Origin of the sequence: Fusobacterium sp. (assembly GCF_032477075.1) — a bacterium.
Lineage (GTDB): Bacteria > Fusobacteriota > Fusobacteriia > Fusobacteriales > Fusobacteriaceae > Fusobacterium_A.
Genome location: NZ_JAWDXO010000015.1, coordinates 42,807 through 60,394 on the forward strand (window position 1 = coordinate 42,807; position 17,588 = coordinate 60,394).

General features: G+C 29.5%; 15 protein-coding genes. 8 read left to right on the forward strand and 7 right to left on the reverse strand.

Features of this window, described 5'->3' with window-relative positions; genetic code table 11:
- Positions 1 to 78: 78 nt before the first annotated feature.
- Positions 79 to 681 (reverse strand): CHAP domain-containing protein, encoded by a 603-nt coding sequence (locus E6771_RS08160; protein ID WP_316090758.1) that lies wholly within the window; start codon positions 679 to 681, stop codon positions 79 to 81.
- Positions 682 to 703: 22 nt separating this feature from the next.
- Positions 704 to 2,047 carry an ATP-dependent nuclease gene (locus tag E6771_RS08165; RefSeq protein ID WP_316090759.1) on the reverse strand — a complete coding sequence of 448 codons (1,344 nt, stop codon included), beginning with the start codon at positions 2,045 to 2,047 and terminating at the stop codon, positions 704 to 706.
- 131 nt (positions 2,048 to 2,178) lie between these two features.
- Between E6771_RS08165 and E6771_RS08170 the strand changes: the two genes are divergently transcribed.
- Positions 2,179 to 2,814 (forward strand): murein L,D-transpeptidase catalytic domain family protein, encoded by a 636-nt coding sequence (locus tag E6771_RS08170; protein ID WP_316090760.1) that lies wholly within the window; start codon positions 2,179 to 2,181, stop codon positions 2,812 to 2,814.
- A 59-nt stretch (positions 2,815 to 2,873) separates the two neighbouring features.
- Here the strand turns inward: E6771_RS08170 and E6771_RS08175 are convergent, their stop codons facing one another.
- From E6771_RS08175 to E6771_RS08195, 5 genes are all read right to left on the reverse strand, one after another.
- A complete protein-coding gene (locus E6771_RS08175; RefSeq protein ID WP_316090761.1) occupies positions 2,874 to 3,368 on the reverse strand; it encodes a threonine/serine exporter family protein in 495 nt (164 codons plus the stop codon).
- Position 3,369: 1 nt separating this feature from the next.
- Positions 3,370 to 4,125 carry a threonine/serine exporter family protein gene (locus E6771_RS08180; RefSeq protein ID WP_316090762.1) on the reverse strand — a complete coding sequence of 252 codons (756 nt, stop codon included), beginning with the start codon at positions 4,123 to 4,125 and terminating at the stop codon, positions 3,370 to 3,372.
- 32 nt (positions 4,126 to 4,157) lie between these two features.
- Entirely contained in the window at positions 4,158 to 4,892 is a 735-nt protein-coding gene (locus tag E6771_RS08185) for a tRNA1(Val) (adenine(37)-N6)-methyltransferase (protein WP_316090763.1), read from the reverse strand.
- A 148-nt stretch (positions 4,893 to 5,040) separates the two neighbouring features.
- Positions 5,041 to 6,357, reverse strand: coding sequence for a GntP family permease (locus tag E6771_RS08190; protein WP_316090764.1), 1,317 nt, complete (start codon positions 6,355 to 6,357; stop codon positions 5,041 to 5,043).
- A 214-nt stretch (positions 6,358 to 6,571) separates the two neighbouring features.
- Positions 6,572 to 7,438 carry a LysR family transcriptional regulator gene (locus E6771_RS08195; RefSeq protein ID WP_316090765.1) on the reverse strand — a complete coding sequence of 289 codons (867 nt, stop codon included), beginning with the start codon at positions 7,436 to 7,438 and terminating at the stop codon, positions 6,572 to 6,574.
- Positions 7,439 to 7,861: 423 nt separating this feature from the next.
- On the opposite strand from E6771_RS08195, the gene E6771_RS08200 reads away from it, so the two are divergent.
- The 7 genes from E6771_RS08200 (at position 7,862) to E6771_RS08230 (ending at position 17,228) form a co-directional block, all read left to right on the forward strand.
- The gene (locus E6771_RS08200) at positions 7,862 to 9,418 is read left to right on the forward strand and encodes an acyl CoA:acetate/3-ketoacid CoA transferase (RefSeq protein WP_316090766.1); all 1,557 of its coding nucleotides are present in this window, start codon (positions 7,862 to 7,864) and stop codon (positions 9,416 to 9,418) included.
- A gap of 429 nt (positions 9,419 to 9,847) precedes the next feature.
- Complete coding sequence (locus E6771_RS08205) at positions 9,848 to 10,252, forward strand: MaoC family dehydratase (protein WP_316090767.1); 405 nt, start codon at positions 9,848 to 9,850, stop codon at positions 10,250 to 10,252.
- A gap of 34 nt (positions 10,253 to 10,286) precedes the next feature.
- Positions 10,287 to 11,432: an acyl-CoA dehydrogenase gene (locus E6771_RS08210; RefSeq protein WP_316090768.1), complete on the forward strand. Its 1,146-nt coding sequence runs from the start codon at positions 10,287 to 10,289 to the stop codon at positions 11,430 to 11,432.
- A 49-nt stretch (positions 11,433 to 11,481) separates the two neighbouring features.
- Positions 11,482 to 12,267, forward strand: a complete 786-nt coding sequence (locus tag E6771_RS08215; RefSeq protein WP_316090769.1) for an electron transfer flavoprotein subunit beta/FixA family protein — start codon at positions 11,482 to 11,484, stop codon at positions 12,265 to 12,267.
- A gap of 31 nt (positions 12,268 to 12,298) precedes the next feature.
- Positions 12,299 to 13,309 carry an electron transfer flavoprotein subunit alpha/FixB family protein gene (locus E6771_RS08220; RefSeq protein WP_316090770.1) on the forward strand — a complete coding sequence of 337 codons (1,011 nt, stop codon included), beginning with the start codon at positions 12,299 to 12,301 and terminating at the stop codon, positions 13,307 to 13,309.
- Positions 13,310 to 13,592: 283 nt separating this feature from the next.
- Positions 13,593 to 15,419, forward strand: a complete 1,827-nt coding sequence (gene glmS / locus E6771_RS08225) for a glutamine--fructose-6-phosphate transaminase (isomerizing) (protein WP_316090771.1) — start codon at positions 13,593 to 13,595, stop codon at positions 15,417 to 15,419.
- Between the two features lie 27 nt (positions 15,420 to 15,446).
- Positions 15,447 to 17,228 (forward strand): aminopeptidase P family protein, encoded by a 1,782-nt coding sequence (locus tag E6771_RS08230; protein WP_316090772.1) that lies wholly within the window; start codon positions 15,447 to 15,449, stop codon positions 17,226 to 17,228.
- The last annotated feature ends 360 nt before the right edge of the window (positions 17,229 to 17,588 follow it).

Below are 17,588 nucleotides of genomic sequence, written 5' to 3' on the forward strand. Positions count from 1 at the left end.
AAAAATTTTACTTCAATTTCTAAGTTAGCTTTTTTACTATTCTAATAAAGTTCTATTTTTTTATTAAAAAAGAAAAGTTTAATTTATATCAGAAAGAGATAATCTTCCCATAATTCTTTTAGATTCAATATACCAGAGATCATTAGTATGAATAAGCTTTAAATTTTCTCTAGTTTTTTTCCAAACATTTTGCTGAATAATTTCAATAGTACTTTCATCAACTTTTGATATTATAGCAACATGACCATAGCGATTTAAAATATATGGCTTGAATATTACTATGTCTCCAACAGAAGGTTTTTTAAAACTGGGATTAGAAAATTGTAATAATCCTCTTTTAAGATTCATATCTCCATCTTTTAGTTTATTATCATAAAAATCTTTAGCATTTCCATAAGTATCAGACATTTTATGTTTATAGTATTCGTAATAATATCGTTTTATAAATTCTACACATTGAAACTTCATCCCAATATTATAGCCATCTTCAGAAAGATTTCTTCCAAAAGATTTAGTTGGAAATCCATTGAAATAAACTTTTACATTATTGAAACTGTCTAATTCCTTTCCTACTTCTTTATCTACTTTTATTTTAAAAAAGATTATCCCTACTATAAGAATAAAAATAATTTTAGGCAAAGTACTTCTTTTTTTCTTTTTATGAAAAATTGAATTGGTCATAAATCCCCCTAGAACATTTTATTTAACTGAATATTTTTCTTATCTTTTTTTCCAATTGAGCTGGAACTTTATAATTTTCTTCTGAAACTGTTTTAAGAGCATTGAAAGGTTTATTTTTATAATTTTTTCTTTCTCTTTTTTCACTATAAAGTTCCTCTTCTATGTCATTATCAAATTCAATAAAATCACCAAAATCATAATTGATACTTTTTTGAATAGAATGATTTTTTAAATTTGAATTTTCTATTTCTAATTCAGTTCTCCAAAGATGATTATCTTTATCATATATGGCAGTATATGGCAATTTAAAAGCATTTAAAAGCTTTATAAATTGTGGAATAATACTTTTACTACCACATTCGAGAATAGAATAATCATACTTATAAATTCCTAATTTTTTAGAAAGATATCCAAGAACTATTTTATCTGTCTGCCCTTCAACTAAAATAACTTTTTTAGCAAAGAAAAGTTCACTTCGATCAGGGTTTATCCAATAATTCATATTAAAGTATTTTACCTCATCACCAGAAAAAAGTCTCCCCTTAAATTGAAAAGCTCTACTGCCATTATCAGCATTTCTTATAATACATATGGATTTATAGTGTTTTAAACTTATAAAATTACTTGAATGAGTAGAAATATATAATTGTAACCCTAATTTACTTAATGTAATGAAACAGTCGTATAGCTCTTTTTCTGCTTGTGGATGAAGATATAATTCAGGTTCTTCAAAAAATATCATAGTATTCTCTATTATACTTGTTTCAATTTTTTTAGATTCTATAGTTAATGCTCTAAATAGTTCAAATAATAAAGCTCTATACAATCCCTTACTTACATATTCAGCTGTTAAGGTACTAGATAAATTTTTTATTTCATTCAATACAAACTTTTCATCTATATTTCTTTTTTTCAATATGTTTAAAAAAGAAGTAATAAAGTATTCTGCTTGTTCATTCTCTGTAAAAGGTGGAATAAAAAGAATAGGAATATTAGAAACAATACTAATATATGTGTCATAGTTTATTTCAGTCCACTCTCTATTTCTGCCTATTTTATACTGAATTTCATGATTAGGATATTTTATTATTCTTATTTTTAATTCTTTATTGTATATATATTCTTTTAATTCTTTAAATGTTTTTTTAGAAAAGTTAGAGAAACTTCCTTCTAATTCCAAAAGAATATTTTGATTTCGTATATCTTTTGTTCTTAAATTACGATAACCTAAAAAAAACATTATAGAAGACATAATACTGGATTTTCCATTATTAGCTGGTCCTATAAAAAGCATAAGGTTCTCAAAATCTAATTTAGTATATTCTATACACTGCCAATTGATAATTTTTAATTTTTTTAGATACATAAAAAACTCCTTTCTCTATATATTTCTATTGACATTTTAACGGAAAAAAAATATAATTTCAATGTAAACTTTCTATATATAAAAATTTTCTAGGAGGACAGCGTATAGTTATGATAAAAAAAGTTTTGTTAGTGTTAACTTTATTTAGTACTTTGTCTTTTGGAGCAGAAAGAAACTTGGAAGAAAGTTATATTCAAAAAATGTATAGTGATTTAAGCTTGAATCAAAAAATTGAGTATACAATTTTTAAAAAAGCATATAAAGGTTATATGCAGATACCAGATAAAAGAGAGGGGCTTCTTACAATAATTGATTATACAAAACCATCAAATGTTGAAAGATTTTTTGTATTAGATCTTAATAAGAGAAAAGTTGTTTATAGTACTTATGTAACACATGGGAAAAATTCTGGATTAACTTCAGCTCTTAATTTTTCAAATAATAAAAATTCATATATGAGTTCATTGGGGTTTTATATGACTAATGATTCATATGTTGGAAATAATGGATATTCATTAAGATTAAAGGGATTAGAAGCTGGAATAAATTCAAATGCTCTTAGTAGAAATATAGTTGTTCATGGAGCAGACTATGCAGAACCTGATTTTATAGAGAAATATGGATTTCTTGGAAGAAGTGAGGGATGTCCAGCTATACCTACTACTGTTTCAAGAGATGTTATAGATTCCATAAAAGATAGAACAGTTTTATTTATTATAGGGAATGATAGGCATTATTATGAAAAAAGCAGTTACGCATCTTTATAATAAAATATATGAACAATTAAGATTAAATAAATCAGCTCCATTGACATGGAGCTTTTTTATTAAAATTTATTTATTTGTTTTTTTAATTTTATAGAATTACGAAAATCTATTTTTTTCTTTATTTTATTATATCTTCGTATTTTATAATATATTTGAGAAAAAGTAGAAACCAAAACTATTCCAACTGTAATAGCTGCTGTTATAAGAAGAGTTTCAGTTCCTTTTGCTACAGCATCTTCTATTTTGTTTTCAACAAGATAGGACATTGTAAAATATACTCCACTTCCAGGAACTAGAGGTATGAGACTAGCTATTAAAGTAGATGTAACTGGTGTCTTTAAAAATCTGGCAATTATTTCAGAATATATGGTAATTGCAATTGAAGAATACAAGAATGAGGCTGGGATAGAACTTCCATTATATTTAAAAAAGATATAAATAATCCAACCTAACGCTCCACCAGCACTTGCACAGAATAATTTTTTTCCTTTAAGATTGAATATAATGCCAAAAGCGAAAGTACTTGTAGCTGCCCATAAAATTTCTAATAACATTTTATATACCTCCAAATCTTACAAGGATAAATAATGCAAATCCAGTACCTATGGCTAAAGCTGCCCCTACAAGAAAAGCTTCAACAGCACGAGATATTCCAGAAAGAAGATCTCCAGCTACTAAATCTCTTATTGCATTTGTAAGAGCTATACCAGGGACAAGAAGCATAATAGCTCCAATAATAGAGTAGGAAACTGTATTTGTAAATCCTATTTTATATGAAAGATAAGAAGATACTGTGCAAATAAATCCCCCTAAAGTATTTATAAAAAAGCTGTTTGACTGAAGTTTTGCAGCAAAATCTGATATAACAAATATAAGGCCTCCACTTATAAAAGCACAACATGCATCATTAAATTTTCCTTTAAAAAGAAGTGTAAAAGAAAAAGCTCCAAAACAGTATGCTAAAAAATATATATATTTTTTATAGGGAACTTCTTTTTCTATTATACTTATATTTTTCGCGAATTCATCAAAAGAATATTTTTTTATATCCCTTACTAGTTGGTTTATATTATGAACTTTATTTAAGTTAGTAGTTCTGTTAGGAACTCTTTCTACAGAACAGAAAAGCTGTCCTTTGTTATTTCTCACTGAAGTAATAATACAAGTAATTGAAACAAAACACTGGGCATTTAGTCCATAGTGTCGACATATTCTATTTATTATATCTTCTACTCTATAAGTTTCAGCACCACTTTGTAATGCTATTTTTCCCACTAAGTTAGCTAATATGAGAACTTTGTTTTCATTCATAAAATTTTCCTCCACAAGAATGAGAATATAGATTATTTGAACATTTCTAAAACTTCAGCAGAATATTGTCCATTATTATCATGGGTAAATAATGGGGGAAGTATTCTAAGCCCAGCTTTCCCATATTTAATTCCTTCCACCAATAATATTTTGCCTTCTTTATTAGTTTTTGAATGGCAGAATTGAATTCTTTTTGGCTCAATAAAGTGTTTTTTCATAAGTTCAATTATTTCAATAAGTCTGTCAACTCTGTGAACAAGAACAAAATATCCTTTGTCTTTTAATAATCCAGCAGCAGTTTCTATAAGGGTGTCAAGAGTAATAGATATTTCATGTCTTGCTAATGTTAATTGTGTAAGATCATTTAAAAGTTCTTCATTGCCATTGAATTTGAAAAATGGAGGATTTGAAACTACCATATCTAGAGTATGAGTAACAAAATATTTTCTCCAATTTTTCATATCATCATTAATAATAGTAATTTGTTTCTCAAGATTATTAAGTTTTACATTTCTCTCTGCAAGTTCACTTGACACCTTCTGTATTTCAATTCCAGTTATTTTTGCTTTTGTTTTTTTAGAAAGAAAAAGTGGAATAGCTCCATTTCCAGTTCCTAAGTCTACAATATTATTGATGTTTTTAGTAATAGATGCAAATTCTGAGATAAGAAGTGAATCCAGAGAAAAAGCAAAGTGGTCACTTCTCTGTATTATTTTCATATCCTTTTTTAAAAGATCTATAATAGTTTCAAATTCATTAGTAATCATAATATGTTTTTCCCTCCCATAGCATTATATCAAATTTAATTATAAATTAAAATTAGAATTTTAAGAAGAGAAAAAAAGAGCAGCTGAAATTAAACTTAAAGATAATTTTCAGCTGCTTTTTACTTAATGTTTTATATTCAATTTTATGTTATACAATTCCCATCATTCCTAAAATTATAGCTGCGGCCAATGCAATTAGAGGAATAACACAAGTAACCATTCCAATGTCATTGTATGAGTCCTTATGAGTCATACCTGTAACTGCTAAAAGAGTTATAACAGCTCCACAATGGGGAAGAGAATCTAACCCTCCAGAAGCAATTGTAGCTATTCTGTGGAAAGCTTCAACACTTATTCCTTGAGATGCAGCAATAGCCATATACTGAGGTCCAAGAGCTTCTAATGCTATTCCCATACCACCTGAAGAAGAACCAGTTGCTCCTGCAAGAAGAGTTATAGCTAAAGCTTCTGAAATTAGAGGACTTGCATCTATTCCAAGAAGTTTATCAGTAAGAACTTGAAATCCTGGTACAGCTCTTACAACTCCACCAAAACCAACAGCGGCAGCAGTATTAAGTATTGCTATTACTGAGCCGTTTCCACCTTCATTTAATGCTTTTATAAAGAATTTAGATTTTTTTAAATTAAGTACAGCAACAACAATATTTCCACATAGAAGAGATAATATACTTGCTGGTGTTATAGCCATTCCAACTTTTTTACTCAATATATAAAGAACAAGAACAACTGTAATTAGTGGAACTAGTGAAAGATACTCATTAGGAAGATCTCCTTCTTCTTCTTTAATATTGCTAGAAGGCTCAATGAAATGTTCTCCAGCTTTTACTAGTTTTTCTTGTTTCCAGTAAAGATATAAATATCCGCAAATAAGCATTATTAATCCAGCAACTATTCCCATAATAGGGGCTGCGTAAGGAGTAGTATTGAAATATCTCCCAGCAATTATATTGTTCAATTGAGGACTTCCTGGAAAGGCTGTCATTGTGAAAGTAAATGCTCCAAGTGCAATAGCACCAGGGATAAGTTTTCTTGGTAAATCTGCTTCTCTGAATAGAGATATAGCAAGTGGGTATATAGCAAATACTACAACGAAAAGACTTACTCCACCATAAGTAAGAACAGCACAACTTACAACAACACCAAGAAGAGCTCTTTTTGCTCCAACAACTTTTACAAGAAGATGAGCAACTGCACGAGCAGCTCCAGTAACATCCATCATTTTACCAAAAACAGCTCCTAAAAAGAATAATGGAAACCATGATTTAGTAAATCCAGCTAAAGATCCCATATAATTTTCAGTATATGACTCCAATAGAATCTGTCCATTGAATCCAAATCCATATATAGCTACAACTATAGCTGAAAGTGGTGCTACCCATATAATGGAATATCCCTTATATGAAAGAAAAACTAATAATAATAAACCTAAAAGTATACCCAGCATATATTCCCTCCTAAAATTTATTTTTTACCTTGTTATTGATAATCATAGCAACAAATTAGAACAAAAATTATAATTAATATACAAAATGATCTGATAGTTTTATGTTGAAATTATATTTCAATAAACAGATAAAGTAAAATAGTAAAATTTCATTTATATTATGAAAAAAAATCATACAGGAGTGTAAACTATGAAATTAAGAGAGAATATGAAATTATAAATCTATATTTTTTACAAATTCAATAAAAAGTTTTATAGCCTTAGATACATATTTATCTTTTCTCACAATAAGCGCTATGTTCCATGGAAATTCAGGATCTTTAATAGTCAAAAGTCTAATATTTTTGGAATGGAATTTACTGAGTATTGGTCTAGGAAGTATGGTTATTCCTTGATTAAGTGCCACCATTTCAGCAATAAAATCCCATTGTGAACTGCTGCAGATAATATTTGGTTCAAAACCAGCTTTAGCACATAGAGCTTTTATTCTGTCATGAAGCATGTATGTTTCGTTTAAGATGATAAGAGGTTCATCTTTAATTTCTGAAAATGAAACTTCTTTTTTAGAAGCCAAAGGATGATTTTTATGAACAACAACAACATTATCTGACATGAATACAGAGGTTATATTAAAATCTTGGGAAGAAAAGGGAAGAATAACAACTCCAATATCTATTTCTCCTTTTTCAACTTTATCTTTAACAGTATTGGCTCCAGCTTCAATAACATTTAAATTAATATTTTTATACATATTTCTAAATTCTTGAATAGTTGAAGTGAAGTATATAGTACTTATTACTGGTGGAACACCTACTTTGATACTTCCTTTTTCTAAGCTTATGCTATCTTGAAGTTTAGTGCACTGTTCATTTATGACTTTCAAAGCAATGATTCCATTTTCATAAAGAAGCTGTCCCTCTGGAGTCAGTTTGAAACTTTTGGATGTTCTGTCTATCAGTATAATATCTAATTCGCTTTCAAAAGTTTTTATAGCTTTGCTTAGAGCTGATTGGCATATATACAACTTTTTAGAAGCGTTTGTAAAACTTTCCTGTCTGGCTATTTCAACAAAGTAATTCAAAAGTTTTATATTAATAAGAATCCCCCCCTTTTCAAATAATTGAAATTTCAATTTTCATAGTTTTCTTTATATTTAAAGTATACACTCTTTAGTAGTATAAAATTAAATACTTTTTTATCATATACTATATGAATAAAATTCATAATAGAAAAAAGAAAAAATATATAAAAGTTATCCACAGTACAAGTATTATAACATATTTTTATAAAATAGAAAATTCTCGCTAGATAGAGAAAAAATATTTAATAATAGGTTAGTTATTTATTTTTGAATACATCTATTGACTTTTTTGTAAAGAATACACTATAATCCTACTAACAAATTAGAATCATATTTAATGTATGAAATGGCATGACTTAGTTCTAAAAAAGAATGCAAAAATATTCTGATAGGTATTTTTGTAAAAATAAAGGAGTGAGTTAAATGGCTGAGTTTATTAAAGCATCTCAAGCTGCCAGATTAATAAAAGATGATTCATTTTTACTGGTATGTGGTTTTGTAGGAATAGGAAGTCCAGAAGAGATATTTATTGAAATGGAAAAATCTTTTTTGGGAGAGGGAACACCAAAGAATCTTGATCTTATGTTTGCTGCTGGATTTGGTGATGGAAAAACAAAGGGTCTTAATCATTTCGCTCATAAAGGAATGATAAAAAAAGCAATAGGAGGACATTGGGGGTTAGCTCCAGGATTAGCACAACTAGTAAATAATAATGATATGAAAGGTTATAACCTGCCACAAGGAGTAATTGCTCAGATGTTTAGAGATATGGCAGCAGGAAAACCAGGTACTATTTCACATGTTGGATTAGGAACATTTGTGGATCCAGAAATCCAAGGAGGAAAACTTAATAGCATTACTACTAAAGATATTGTTGAAAAATTAACATTGAATGGGAGAGAAGTGTTATTTTTTCATGGGCAAAAACCAAACTTTGGTATCTTAAAAGGAACTTCATCAGATGAAGATGGAAATATTTCATTTGAAGAAGAACCGCTAACATTAGAAACATTATCAATAGCAATGGCTGTAAAAAATGCAGGTGGAACAATAATTGTTCAAGTTAAGAAAAAAGTTGAAAATGGAGTAATTCAACCTAAAAATGTAAAAATACCTGGAATATTAGTAGATTATGTAGTTATTGCTGAAAATCCAGAAAATCATAAACAAACACTGGCTGAAGATTTTAATCCAGAATATGTAACAAGAATTGTATCTGATAAGCCACAAAAAGCAGAATCAGTACCATTAGATGAAAGAAAAGTAGTATCAAGAAGATGTGCAATGCTTCTTTCAAGAGAAAAGAAAATAATAAATTATGGAATAGGAATGCCTGAAGTGATAGCTGCTGTATTAAATGAAGAAGGACAAGAAGAATACTTCACTCCAACAGTGGAACCAGGAGCAATAGGAGGAACTCCAGAGGGAGGACTTAATTTTGGAGCATCTATAAATCCTGTGTGTATAATAGATCAGCCATATCAATTTGATTTTTATGATGGTGGTGGATTAGATATGGCATTTTTAGGTTTAGCTCAATGTGATGGAGATGGAAACATAAATGTATCAAAATTTGGACCTAAGATAGCAGGATGTGGTGGTTTTATAAATATAACACAAAATGCTAAAGAAGTTGTATTTTGTGGAACATTTACAGCAGGAGGATTAAAACTTGATATAGCTGAGGGAAAATTAAAAATAATTCAGGAAGGAAAAATTAAAAAATTTGTAAAAGCTGTTGAGCAGATTACGTTTAGTGGAAAATTAGCAAAAGAAAATAAAAAGAAGGTAAAATATGTGACAGAGAGAGCAGTTTTTGAATTAAAGCCTGAAGGATTAACATTAATAGAAGTGGCTCCCGGAATAGATATAGAAAGAGACATACTAGGACAAATGGAGTTTAAACCATTGATTTCAAATGAATTGAAAACTATGGATAGCAAAATATTTAAAGCTGAAAAAATGGGATTAGTATTATAATTTTGATACTATTTTTATCTTATAATTTTAATAAGTAAGAGACCATTGTTCATAAAATATTTTATCTGACAATTATATTCTTTAAATATATATTTTTAGTTTGAAAAATAGAGGAGAAAATTTTTTATAATTTGATTATTTTTTAATAATTATAACGCAAAAAATGAGCAAAAAATAGAAAGTGTTCCCTAGCTCTTGACTTTGAGCTAAAATATTGGTATAACTTATAATAGAGTACAATTGACAGGTTGTGTGTATGTAAAAAAAGCATTAGATACATATAAAATGAAATAGTACAATTTCAGAACAGGACTGAATTGAAAATATTTGGTTAATTTTTTTTTGAAAAAGTGCTATAATAAAATATATTATATATCTACTGTTTTTTTATTAATCAAAGAAATTTATGAATGATGGATTGGAGGGGATATGAATTTCGAAGATTTGAAAATAGGTATGAAGGCTCAAGTTACAAAAACAATTACAGAGGCTGATGTTATTCTTTATGCAGGTATTACATTAGATATAAATCCAGCCCATTTAAATGAAGAATATGCAAAAAAAACTATTTTCAAACACAGGATAGCACATGGAATGCTAACAGCAGGTTTAGTATCTGCTGTACTAGGAACAAAACTTCCAGGTGAGGGGAGTATTTACATGGGGCAGGAACTGATGTTCACAGCACCAGTTTATTTTGGAGATACTATCACAGCAACTGCTGAGATTATAGAGTTGATTCCAGAAAAAAACAGAGTAATATTATTAACAACATGTACAAATCAAGATGGTAAAGAAGTATTAAAAGGTCAAGCAAAAATAATGAAAAAATAGTTAGATAACAAAGACTAGTAGGAGGATTAAGATAATGGAATTTAATATACCTAAGACACATGAACTTTTCAGACAAATGATAAGAGAATTTGCTGAAAAAGAGGTAAAACCTTTAGCTGCTGAAGTAGATGAAGAAGAAAGATTCCCAGTTGAAACAGTTAAAAAAATGGCTGAAATCGGATTAATGGGGATCCCTATTCCAAAACAATATGGTGGAGCAGGTGGAGACAATGTAATGTATGCAATGGCGGTAGAAGAACTTTCGAGAGTTTGTGGAACTACTGGAGTTATTGTATCTGCTCATACTTCACTAGGAACTTGGCCAATACTGCACTTTGGTACTGAAGAGCAAAAACAAAAATATATTCCAAAGCTAGCAAGCGGAGAATGGTTAGGAGCATTTGGATTGACTGAACCAAATGCAGGAACAGATGCTGCTGGACAACAAACTACTGCAGTTTTAGATGAAACTACAAACGAATGGATTATCAATGGATCTAAAATATTCATAACAAATGCTGGATATGCTGATGTATATGTAATATTTGGAATGACAGATAGATCAAAAGGACTAAAAGGAATTTCAGCTTTCATATTGGAAACAGGAACTCCAGGATTCTCTATAGGTAAAAAAGAAAAGAAACTTGGAATTAAAGGATCATCAACTTGTGAATTGATATTTGAAAATGTAAGAATACCTAAATCAAATCTATTAGGAGAAGTTGGAAAAGGATTTAAAGTTGCTATGATGACTCTTGATGGAGGAAGAATAGGAATTGCTTCTCAAGCATTGGGAATTGCTCAAGGTGCTTTAGATGAAACTGTAGGATATGTAAAAGAAAGAAAACAATTTGGAAGAGCTATTGCAAAATTCCAAAATACTCAATTCCAATTAGCTGATTTAGAAGTTAAAATAGAAGCTTCAAGACTTCTAGTTTACAAAGCTGCTTGGAGAGAAAGCAACAACTTACCATATACAGTAGATGCAGCTAGAGCTAAACTATTTGCAGCTGAAACTGCTATGGAAGTTACAACTAAAGCAGTTCAATTACATGGTGGGTATGGATACACTAGAGAATATCCAGTAGAAAGAATGATGAGAGATGCTAAAATCACTGAGATCTATGAAGGAACTTCTGAAGTTCAAAGAATGGTAATAGCAGGAAATCTTTTAAAATAATTAGCCAATAGAGAAAAAAGTATATGAATTAATATATGGAGGATGGAAGATGAAAATAGTAGTTTGTATAAAACAAGTTCCAGATACAACTGAGATTAAATTGGATCCAGTAAAAGGGACACTGATCAGAGATGGAGTTCCTAGTATTATGAACCCAGATGATAAAGGTGGATTAGAAGAGGCTTTAAAACTTAAAGATAAATATGGAGCTCATGTAACAGTTATAACAATGGGACCTCCTCAAGCAGAAGCTATTCTAAGAGAAGCATATGCAATGGGTGTAGATAGAGCTATCCTTTTAACAGATAGAAAATTTGGAGGAGCAGATACTCTAGCTACTTCTAATACTCTTGCAGCAGCTTTAAGAAATATGGAAGCTGACTTAATAATCGCTGGAAGACAGGCTATTGATGGAGATACTGCACAAGTTGGACCACAAATAGCTGAACATTTAGGATTACCTCAAGTATCTTACGTAAAAGATATGCAATATAACACAGAAGACAATTCGTTAACAATTAAAAGAGTTGTGGAAGATGGATATTATTTAGTAAATGTTCAATTACCTGCTCTAGTTACTGTATTATCAGAAGCTAACCAGCCTAGATATATGAGAGTTGGAGGAATTGTTGAAGCCTTTAATAAACCAGTTGAAACTTGGACTTTTGATAATATAACAATAGATCCAGCAATTATTGGATTAAATGGATCACCTACTAAAGTTAAAAAATCATTTACTAAAGGAGCTAAACAAGCTGGTAAAGTATTTGAATTAGAAACAAAAGAAGCAGTAAATTTAATTGTTGAAAAATTAAAAGAAAAATTTGTTATTTAACAAATGAACCTTAAGAAAAGGAGATAGGATAATGAATTTAAGTGATTATAAAGGAATATTAGTATTTGCAGAACAAAGAGATGGGGTAATTCAAACTGTTGGTTTAGAATTAATTGGAAAAGCTAAAGAATTAGCTGGAGTATTAAATGTACCAGTAACAGCTGCTTTGATTGGGTATAATGTTGCAGGATTAGCAAAAAATCTAGTTGAATATGGAGCTGATAAAGTTGTAGTTGTAGACCAAGCTAAATTAGAAGTTTATGATACTGAAGCTTACACTCAAGTATTTAAAGCTATAATAGATGCTAAAAAACCTGAAATAGTTTTATTTGGAGCAACTACTTTAGGAAGAGATTTAGCACCAAGAGTATCTTCAAGAATGGCTACAGGGCTTACAGCTGACTGTACAAAACTTGAAATTTCAGAAGAAACTAAAGGATTAGAAATGACAAGACCTGCATTTGGTGGAAATTTGATGGCAACAATTGTTTGTCCTGATCATAGACCTCAAATGTCTACTGTTAGACCTGGAGTAATGCAAAAAGCTCCAAGAATAGAAGGAAGAGAAGGAGAAATAGAAAACTTATCTGTATCTTTAGATATTTCTAAAATGAAAGTTAAAGTTGTTCAAATAGTTAAAGAAACTGCTAATAAAATAGATATTTCTGAAGCTAAAATACTTGTATCTGGAGGAAGAGGAATCGGTTCAGCTGACAATTTTGTTGCATTAGAAGCTGTAGCTAAAGAAATTGGTGCAACTGTATCTGCTTCAAGAGCAGCAGTTGATGCTGGTTATATTGAACATGACAGACAAGTTGGACAAACTGGAAAAACAGTTAGACCTGATATTTACTTCGCATGTGGAATTTCTGGAGCAATTCAACACGTTGCAGGAATGGAAGAATCTGAATATATAGTAGCTATTAACAAAGATAAAGATGCTCCTATATTTAATGTAGCAGATTTAGGAATTGTTGGAGATGCTAATAAAATAGCTCCATTATTGGCTGAAGAGTTGAAAAAAGTTAAAGATGCTAAATAATAACAGATAAATAGAAATCTGAATATATTTATAGAGAACTGGTCAATAAAAGAGTTGACCAGTTTCTTTATTTATAATATAATAATCTGACAAGGAGACTAATGTAAGACAAGCGCCAGAACTTTTAATAAAAGTTGACGAGGACTGAGATAATCGAAATTTCGGCGGGTTTCTCAGAGGTGGTTACAACCGTTACTAACAAAGCTATAGGGTAACTTATAGAACAAAGAGGTAACTGTAACAAGTCTCCTATGGACATTTTAAATTAAATAGGAGGTTGCATATGTGTGGAATTATCGGATATGTAGGAAATGATGAAAAAGCAGTAGAAGTGATACTTGATGGACTGAGCAAACTTGAATACAGAGGGTATGACTCTGCTGGACTTGCAATTATTGAAAAAGGACATCTTTTTGTAGAGAAAAAGAGTGGGAAATTGAACAATCTTAAAGAATCTCTGAAAGATGCAGGACATTATTCAAATGTAGGAATAGGACATACTAGATGGGCAACTCATGGAGTACCAACAGATGTTAATTCACATCCTCACTGTAGCTATGATAAAAAAGTGGCAGTAGTTCATAATGGGATAATAGAAAACTATGCTATATTGAAAGATGAACTTATAGAAAAAGGGTATATTTTTTCTTCAGATACTGACAGTGAAGTAGTAGCACAACTTTTTTCTCAACTTTATACTGGAAATTTATTGGAAACAATAATGAAAGTAAGGGATAGAATAAGGGGGAGTTATGCTCTAGGGATAATTCATGAAGAACAGCCAGATAAAATTATCTGTACTAGAAAAGAGAGTCCTTTAATTATAGGACTAGGAAAAGATAGAAATTTTATAGCATCAGATGTTCCAGCTATTCTAAAATATACAAGAGATGTTATTTTTTTGGAAAATGATGAGATAGCTGTACTTGAAGAGGGAAAAGTAAGTATTTTTAATAAGGAAGGGAAACCTATAGCAAAAGAAATCATTAAAATTGAATGGGATATGGAGCAAGCAAGCAAAAATGGATATCCTCATTTTATGTTGAAAGAAATAGAAGAGCAGCCTGCTGTTGTAGAGAGAACTCTGGAAGTTTATATAAAACCAGATGGAAGAGTAGACTTTGGAAAAGCATTTGAAAAAATTGATTTTGAAAAAATTAAAGAGATAGATATAATTGCATGTGGAACAGCTTATCATGCTGGATTACAAGCAGCATATTTTTTTAAGAAAATGGCAAAAATAAAGACAAATGTGGACATAGCCTCTGAATTTAGATATAGTGATCCATTTTTAAATCAAGATAATCTTGTTATATTTATAAGTCAATCTGGAGAGACTTTAGATACTCTTATGGCTTTAAAATTGGCTAGAAGTAAAGGGGCTAAAACTCTTGCAATAACAAATGTGGTTGGCTCAACTATTTCAAGGGAAGCTGATGTTGTACTATATACAGTTGCTGGACCTGAAATATCAGTAGCATCAACAAAAGCTTATACAACACAAGTAGTTACTTTTTATTTACTTGCCCTTTATGTAGCTTTTAAATGTAACAGAGTTTCTTTAGAAGAATATGAAAATTATCTAGATAAAATTTATAGTTTAAGTGAAAAAATAGGAAAAATGTTTTTTAATAAGGAGAAGATAGAAAAAATAGCTCAAGAAATAAAAGATAGAAAAAATGGTTTTTATATTGGAAGAGGAATAGATGAGAAGATAACAAGAGAGGGATCTCTAAAAATGAAGGAGATAACTTATATTCATACTGAGGCTTTTCCAGCTGGGGAATTAAAGCATGGACCAATAGCCCTTATTGAAGAAGGAACTATGATAGTAGTGGTTTCAACTCAAAAAGATATGGTTGAAAAGGTAGCTTCTAATATAAAAGAATTAAAGGCAAGAGGAGCTTTTGTTATATCTATTACAAAAGCAGATTACAAAGAAATAATAGATGTATCTGACAGAGTGATACTTATAGATGATATAGATGATATGGTAGCACCATTATTATCTATGATCCCATTACAGCTGTTGTCATATTATACAGCAGTAGCAAAAGGCTTGGATGTTGATAAACCAAGAAATCTTGCAAAGTCTGTTACTGTTGAATAAAAAATATATTAAACAGAGGTGAATTTTTTGAGCAACATAAGAGAAAGAATCATTAAACTGAGGAAATTGATGAAAGAAAAAGGAATAGATATATATATTGTTCCATCTTCAGATTACCATCAAAGTGAATATGTAGGAGAACATTTTAAATCAAGAGAATTCATATCAGGTTTTACAGGATCTGCTGGAACAGTAGTAGTGACAGAAAATGAAGCTGGTCTTTGGACTGATGGAAGATATTTTATTCAGGCTGAAAAGCAGCTTGAAGAAAGTCCAATAACTCTTTTTAAAATGGGAGAAGAAAATGTTCCAACATTTATTGAATATATAGGAAAAAGTTTAAAAGATGGTCAATGTTTGGGATTTGATGGAAAAGTATTATCAGTAAAAAATGTACTTGATATAAAAAATGGATTTGGAAAAAAGGAAATAAAGCTAGAAGATAGATATGATTTGGTAAATGAAATATGGAGTGACAGACCAGCTCTTCCTAAATCAAATGTATTTATACTTGATGAGAAATATTGTGGAGAAAGTTTTGAAAGTAAAATTAAGAGGATAAGAGAGAAGATGTCAAATTTAAGTGTAGACAGGCATATATTGACTTCTCTTGATGACATTGCATGGCTTTATAATATAAGAGGAAGAGATATAAAAAATAATCCTGTTTCTTTATCATATACTATGATCTCTATCCAAGAAATTATATTGTATATAGATAAAAATAAAATAACAGAAGAAGTTGAAAAATATTTTATTGATAAAAATATCAAGATAAAAGATTATTTTTCTATATATGAAGAAGTAAAAAACATACCAGAAAAAGATAAAGTGCTTTTAGATATAAATAAAGTAAATTATCTTATTTATAACAGTATACCAGCAGGAACTGAAATAATAGATAAACCAAACCCAAGTACTCTTATGAAAGCTTGTAAAAATGATATAGAATTAGAGAATCTTAAAAATGCTCACATAAAAGATGGAGTTGCAGTCACAAAATTTATGTATTGGCTTAAAAAGAATATTAAAAGTCAGGAAATAACTGAAATAAGTGCAGCTGAAAAGTTAGAATCTTTTAGAAGAGAATGGGAAGATTATCTAGAACCAAGTTTTAATACTATTTCAGCATATGAAGCAAATGCAGCAATGATGCATTACAGCGCAAATAAAGATTCAAACAGTAAACTTGCACCAAGAAATCTTCTTTTAGTGGATTCTGGAGGACAGTATATAGATGGAACTACAGATATAACTAGAACTTTTGTATTAGGAGAATGTGGTGATGAAATAAAAGAACATTTTACTCTGGTATTGAAAGGAATGTTGTCACTTTCAAAAATTAAATTTTTGTATGGAGTTACAGGAACAAATTTAGATATTTTAGCTAGACAACCAGTGTGGTCAAGAGGAATAGACTACAAATGTGGGACAGGTCATGGAGTAGGATTTCTTTTGAATGTACACGAAGGACCTCATAGTATAAGATGGCAATATAATCCACAAGTATTAGAAGCAGGAATGACTGTAACAAATGAGCCAGGAGTATATATTCAAGGTTCTCATGGAATTAGACTTGAGAATGAATTGATAGTGAGAAATGCTGAAAAAACAAATTTTGGACAATTTATGGTATTTGAAACTATGACTTATGCTCCATTAGATTTAGATGGAGTAGTTTCAGAACTTTTAAATGAAGAAGAAAAAGAATTTCTAAATGATTATCACCAAATGGTATTTGAAAAAATTTCTCCATTTTTAAATGAAGAAGAAAAAAATTGGTTAAAGACATACACTAAAAAAATATAGAAAATGTTGAGGATGTTTAAAAGGAATATAATTTCTTTTCAACATCCTTTTTTGTAAATATAATGTTTATATAAATAAAATCTTTTGAATAAAAATAATTATATTTTATCAAAAATATTAAAAAAAGCCTTTGTTTTCAATAGGTTTTGGATATAGAATTAAAATATTTAAAAATAATTGAAAAAAGTTGTTGACGGAAAGTATTAATTATGATATTATAATCCTTGTCCACGAGAAAAGAGGACAGAAAAGAAAAACAATAAAAAGGACATTAACAACAGAATAGAGAGAGAAGAAAAAATCAACAAACAATAAATAGGTGTAAATAATCAGTTAAAAAAACTGAGTAAATAGATTGAA

What these genes read in the sequence shown, in the direction of transcription:
- E6771_RS08160 (WP_316090758.1), bottom strand. Translation starts at nt 681, where the DNA reads ATGACCAATTCAATTTTTCATAAAAAGAAAAAAAGAAGTACTTTGCCT.
- E6771_RS08165 (WP_316090759.1), bottom strand. Translation starts at nt 2,047, where the DNA reads ATGTATCTAAAAAAATTAAAAATTATCAATTGGCAGTGTATAGAATAT.
- E6771_RS08175 (WP_316090761.1), bottom strand. Translation starts at nt 3,368, where the DNA reads ATGTTATTAGAAATTTTATGGGCAGCTACAAGTACTTTCGCTTTTGGC.
- E6771_RS08180 (WP_316090762.1), bottom strand. Translation starts at nt 4,125, where the DNA reads ATGAATGAAAACAAAGTTCTCATATTAGCTAACTTAGTGGGAAAAATA.
- E6771_RS08185 (WP_316090763.1), bottom strand. Translation starts at nt 4,892, where the DNA reads ATGATTACTAATGAATTTGAAACTATTATAGATCTTTTAAAAAAGGAT.
- E6771_RS08190 (WP_316090764.1), bottom strand. Translation starts at nt 6,357, where the DNA reads ATGCTGGGTATACTTTTAGGTTTATTATTATTAGTTTTTCTTTCATAT.
- E6771_RS08200 (WP_316090766.1), top strand. Translation starts at nt 7,862, where the DNA reads ATGGCTGAGTTTATTAAAGCATCTCAAGCTGCCAGATTAATAAAAGAT.
- E6771_RS08205 (WP_316090767.1), top strand. Translation starts at nt 9,848, where the DNA reads ATGAATTTCGAAGATTTGAAAATAGGTATGAAGGCTCAAGTTACAAAA.
- E6771_RS08210 (WP_316090768.1), top strand. Translation starts at nt 10,287, where the DNA reads ATGGAATTTAATATACCTAAGACACATGAACTTTTCAGACAAATGATA.
- E6771_RS08215 (WP_316090769.1), top strand. Translation starts at nt 11,482, where the DNA reads ATGAAAATAGTAGTTTGTATAAAACAAGTTCCAGATACAACTGAGATT.
- E6771_RS08220 (WP_316090770.1), top strand. Translation starts at nt 12,299, where the DNA reads ATGAATTTAAGTGATTATAAAGGAATATTAGTATTTGCAGAACAAAGA.
- glmS (WP_316090771.1), top strand. Translation starts at nt 13,593, where the DNA reads ATGTGTGGAATTATCGGATATGTAGGAAATGATGAAAAAGCAGTAGAA.